Annotated in this window: 3 protein-coding genes; all 3 read left to right on the top strand. The window is 47.9% G+C overall.

The genetic code is table 11. The features are described from left to right. The first annotated feature begins 319 nt into the window (after positions 1-319). Positions 320-1,561, top strand: a complete 1,242-nt coding sequence (locus D6694_09435; GenBank protein RMH41047.1) for an efflux RND transporter periplasmic adaptor subunit — start codon at positions 320-322, stop codon at positions 1,559-1,561. Positions 1,562-1,564: 3 nt separating this feature from the next. Continuing rightward, positions 1,565-2,266 carry an ABC transporter ATP-binding protein gene (locus D6694_09440; GenBank protein RMH41048.1) on the top strand — a complete coding sequence of 234 codons (702 nt, stop codon included), beginning with the start codon at positions 1,565-1,567 and terminating at the stop codon, positions 2,264-2,266. 21 nt (positions 2,267-2,287) lie between these two features. Next, positions 2,288-4,454, top strand: a 2,167-nt coding sequence (locus D6694_09445) for an ABC transporter permease (GenBank protein RMH41049.1), incomplete at its 3' end; no start/stop codon positions are given.

A 4,454-nucleotide genomic window follows, 5' to 3' on the forward strand; every position in this document is an offset into this window, starting at 1 on the left:
AAAAAGGCATTGAGAATATGAACCTGACGAGAAAGATGTATAACGAATCCACGATACAGACCAAAATTTTGGTCAAGATTCTCGACTGAAACGGTTTCGCGAACGGTCGATGAAAATCCTTGAGATCCCAGAACAAAAGCGCGCTATGCCCAGCCGATGGCTGGTTTGGGCGGTGGTCGTTTTGGCGGTTGGTTTATTTGTGATTTTGTTGCCATGGCGCTCGTCGCCTTTGTCTTGTAGAAGGCAGTTCGTTTCTTGCGAATTTAGTAAACGAATAAGGATTGGCTAGTGATTTTTACATTTGAATGAGGGCAGATGAGTGGATCGTGTGCTTCCGAAAAAGCCCCGCAAAATGCGCTGGGCAATATCGGGCTTTTGTGTCGTTTTTTTGTTTGGATTGAGTGTCTTCCTTCTTGAGGCGAATCCATCGGTTACCAAAGCAGATATCTCGACAGCAACGGTTTTCATTGGCGCCTTTGAGGAGACGATACCTGTTCGTGCCACGGTAGCGCCACTCCACACCACCTACGTGGATACTGTGGTCGCCGGTCGAATTGAGTCTATTTTGGTTAAGGAAGGTGATGAGGTGATTGCGGGACAGCCTATCTTGAGGCTTGCCAACACTCGGCTACAGTTGGAATTTATTTCGAAGGAAGCCCAAGTTACCGAGCAATTAAATAATTTGCGTAACACCAAACTTGCCATGGAAAAGGATCTCCTTGATTTGCGTCGCGAAATGATCGAAGTCGAATACAATATCAAAAAACTCGAACGGGAAGCGCGTCAGAAAAAGATGCTCCGAAAGCAAGGGGCAATTTCTCAGGATGAAGTCGACCAGACTTTGGAGTTGCTTACCTATTACAAGCGAAGGAAGGAATTAATTAGCCTGCGCGAAAAGACTCAAAAGGCACTCCGCTCGCAACAATTGGCTCAGTTAGATGGCAGTGTCAAGCGCCTGTCGCGTAGTCTCGATGTTGCGAGTAGTATCCTTGAGCATTTAACTGTCCGAGCGCCCCAAAGCGGTATTTTAACGTCTTTGACCGCGGAAGTGGGCCAATACATTAATCAGGGAGAGCGACTGGGTCAGATAGATGGGACGAGCGGTCATCGGCTTACCGCGTTGATCAGCGAATATTACCTTGAAAAGGTGAGCGTCGGGACAATGGGAACGGCCAACATTGATTCGAATCACTTCCCTGTACGTGTGACGAAGGTGTATCCAGAGGTTGCGAACGGAACATTTCGGATCGAGTTGGAGTTTGCCAACACCGCAGAACTCCCGAGACTTAGACGCGGCCAAACAGTAAACACGGTGTTAAATCTGAGTCGCGGCAAGGAGGTGCTACAGATCGCAAGAAAAGGAATCTTGCGTGACCCGAATATAGATATCGTCTATGTGCTTGCAGAAAGCGGTGATTATGCGGTACGACGTCGAATTCGATTGGGTCGGTCGAATTCGAGATATGTTGAGGTTTTGGACGGTTTAAGATCAGGTGACAAAGTCGTTGTTTCTGGCCTCGAAGGGACCAAGGAGAGTCGTATTGATCTTGTTGGAGAGTAACAAATGATTAAATTAAGGAATGTAGTCAAGGTTTTCCGTGCTGGTGAAATCGAAACTGTTGCCCTGAATAATATTACTCTGGATATTCCAGAGAGAGATTTTGTTGCGATTATGGGGCCATCCGGCTCAGGAAAATCAACGCTTGTTAATGTTCTTGGATTGCTCGATACAGTCACGTCTGGCGAATATATATTTAACGATGTCGATGTCGCGGGTAAATCTGAGGGACAAATGGCGAAGTGGCGCAGCGGTCGAATTGGTGTGATTTTTCAGAGTTTTCATCTGATAGAAGAACTGACTGTTGCCCAGAATGTGGAACTTCCTCTTGGCTATCTGGGGGTACCACGAAGCGAACGAAAAGCTGCGGTAGAGAGAGTTCTTGAGCGTGTTGGAATGTCGCATCGAGCAAATCATTACCCCAAGCAATTATCAGGCGGTCAGAAACAACGTGTCGCGATTGCGCGTGCGGTAGTCCCTCAACCAAGACTCCTACTCGCCGATGAGCCAACCGGTAACCTCGATTCTGGCACGGGCCGCGAGATTATGGAACTGCTTCGGGAACTCAATGAGTCCGGATGCACCATAGTAATGGTCACCCATTCGCATGACGATGCTAAATACGCAAAAAGAGTTCTGACCATGCGAGATGGTATGCTGTGTGGGCAAACGACCGACGTTGGAAGGCCGGGGACACAGTCGCTGTAGTGTGAAGAAGGAACGCTCCGTATGATGCTTACAATCCGATCTGCTTTACGAGGAATTCTGTCCCAACGACTGTTCGCGTTGATTAATATTTTCGGTTTGGCCCTGGGCGTAGCAGCAAGCGTTACTATTTTGTTGTTCGCTCGCTACGAATTAAGTTTCGATAGCATGCATGCACCGAATGTTTATCGACTGGCTTTTGGACGTGGTGAGATCGGAAGGGTTAAGTCGGCGGATGTTGCCGTTGTCTCGGCTGGACTTGAACCAGTGATTCGTACGGCATATGGTGAACTAATAGATGACTTGACATTGATACAGGCACCGCGTGCCGGGGTGGCATTATATAAGGATAATCGGCGTGTATTGGATGTTACGATGCATGCCGCCGAAGGGAATATTAATCAGTTTTTTGATATTCGGTTAATGTCGGGAAACGTGGCAGCACTTGATCAGCCCAATCATGTTTTGTTGTCTGAGTCTGTAGCGATAAAACTCTTTGGAACAACGGATATTATTGGTTCTAACATTACATTGCGTATAAGTGGCGAAGATGAGATTCTTCAAATTGCTGGTGTTTACGAAGATTTTCCGGAAAACTCACACTTGAGACCGGACGCATTATATTCCATTAGCACGCTCCGGAAACACTGGCCTAACGCATTTGTTGACTTGTACATGACGAATAATTTCGCCATGTATATCAAAATGCCGCCTCAGAATGTCAAAGCTTTGGAAAGCGCCCTTGTTGAGCACTTCCGGAATATTAACCGTAATAATGGTGATATTGTCTATGAGCTTCAGCCTTTAAGATCCATTCATTTAAATCCGAAAGAAGTTGGCGAATTCCGGCCTCAAGGAAACCAGTATGTGGTTTTTCTTGGTATTTTGCTCGCAATACTCGTATTGATCGTGGCATGCACTAATTATGTGAACTTGGCGACAGCGTTTTCGGATCGGCGCGCTATAGAGATTGCGGTAAGAAAGGTGCTCGGTGCCACGCGTAAAAAACTGATCGGGCAACTCTTAGTCGAATCATTTGTTTTGGCTGCTGTTGCGACTGTTGTCGGGACATTGATAGCCCTGTCTGTGGCCCCTTGGCTAGAGTCGGTGTTTGGGGTGAGATTAGATACCACGGTATCTTTTTCCTTCCTGCTTTTGATAATTGCGGTGACGTTGGCCGTTGGCCTTCTGGCAGGCGTCTATCCAGCATTTTACATTTCATCTTTTCGTCCGAAACGCGTGTTGGCGGGCGAGGTGGGAAAAGGCGCCCAATCACTACGGCTGCGACAGGCGCTCGTTCTTGGGCAAAGCTGTTTAGCTGTCACTTTGATTTCGCTGTCCATAGTGTCCTATCTGCAGCTTAAACATGTCGAATCCAGACCTTTGGGATTCGACCCGAAGAATGTAATTGTCGGGCCTGAACTCCCTAGCGAGCTCGCCTTAAGTCGAATCGAAGGGGTACGTGCGGAAATTGCGCTACGGCCAGAGATATTATCCGTTTCCCTCGCGGAGCAAGTCCCATCGATGCCGTTTAACATCAGTGTGTATGATCCGATGGCTGACGGATTGCCTGCCTCTCAACATCTCGGAAGTGTGCCCTTTATCGGTGTTGGTGTCGATTTTGCGAAGACACTCGGCTTGAAGGTGATTGCCGGCACGGATTTCAATGAAAGTCTGTATTCACGTTACCGCTGGCGAAAAACAGAGAGCGGAGTGATATCGGTCGGATTGTTGATTACACGGGCGACAGCCGCCGCAAGTGGATGGCGTTCACCCGAAGACGCGATCGGTAAAATTTACCGAGCGGAACTTTTTGGTGCCAACGTCGTTGGCGAAGTGGTGGGTGTCGTCGAAGATTTCGTTTTCTCGGCTGGCAGTGTCCCAAGCAAGCCGATATTCTTTGCGCTCGGTGCGTTCCTTCAGGGGAGTGAGACGGTCATCTTTCGATCTACTGGTGATGATGCAAATATCGCTAAATCGGTAATCGGCGATATTCTGAGAGATGTTTATATGCTTGAGGCCTATCGGCTGGACTCATTGGATTCGCTGATTGCACAACAGCATGCAGATGAACTGACTCAATTCAGGATCTTAATTGGTTTTACGATCCTCAGCATTACCTTAACCAGTTTGGGCATTTTAGGTCTGGCGGTTTTCTCGGTCCGGCAGAAGGCTCGAGATACGGCGGTCC

It is taken from the genome of Gammaproteobacteria bacterium (assembly GCA_003696665.1).
In the GTDB taxonomy this organism is placed as follows: Bacteria; Pseudomonadota; Gammaproteobacteria; order Enterobacterales.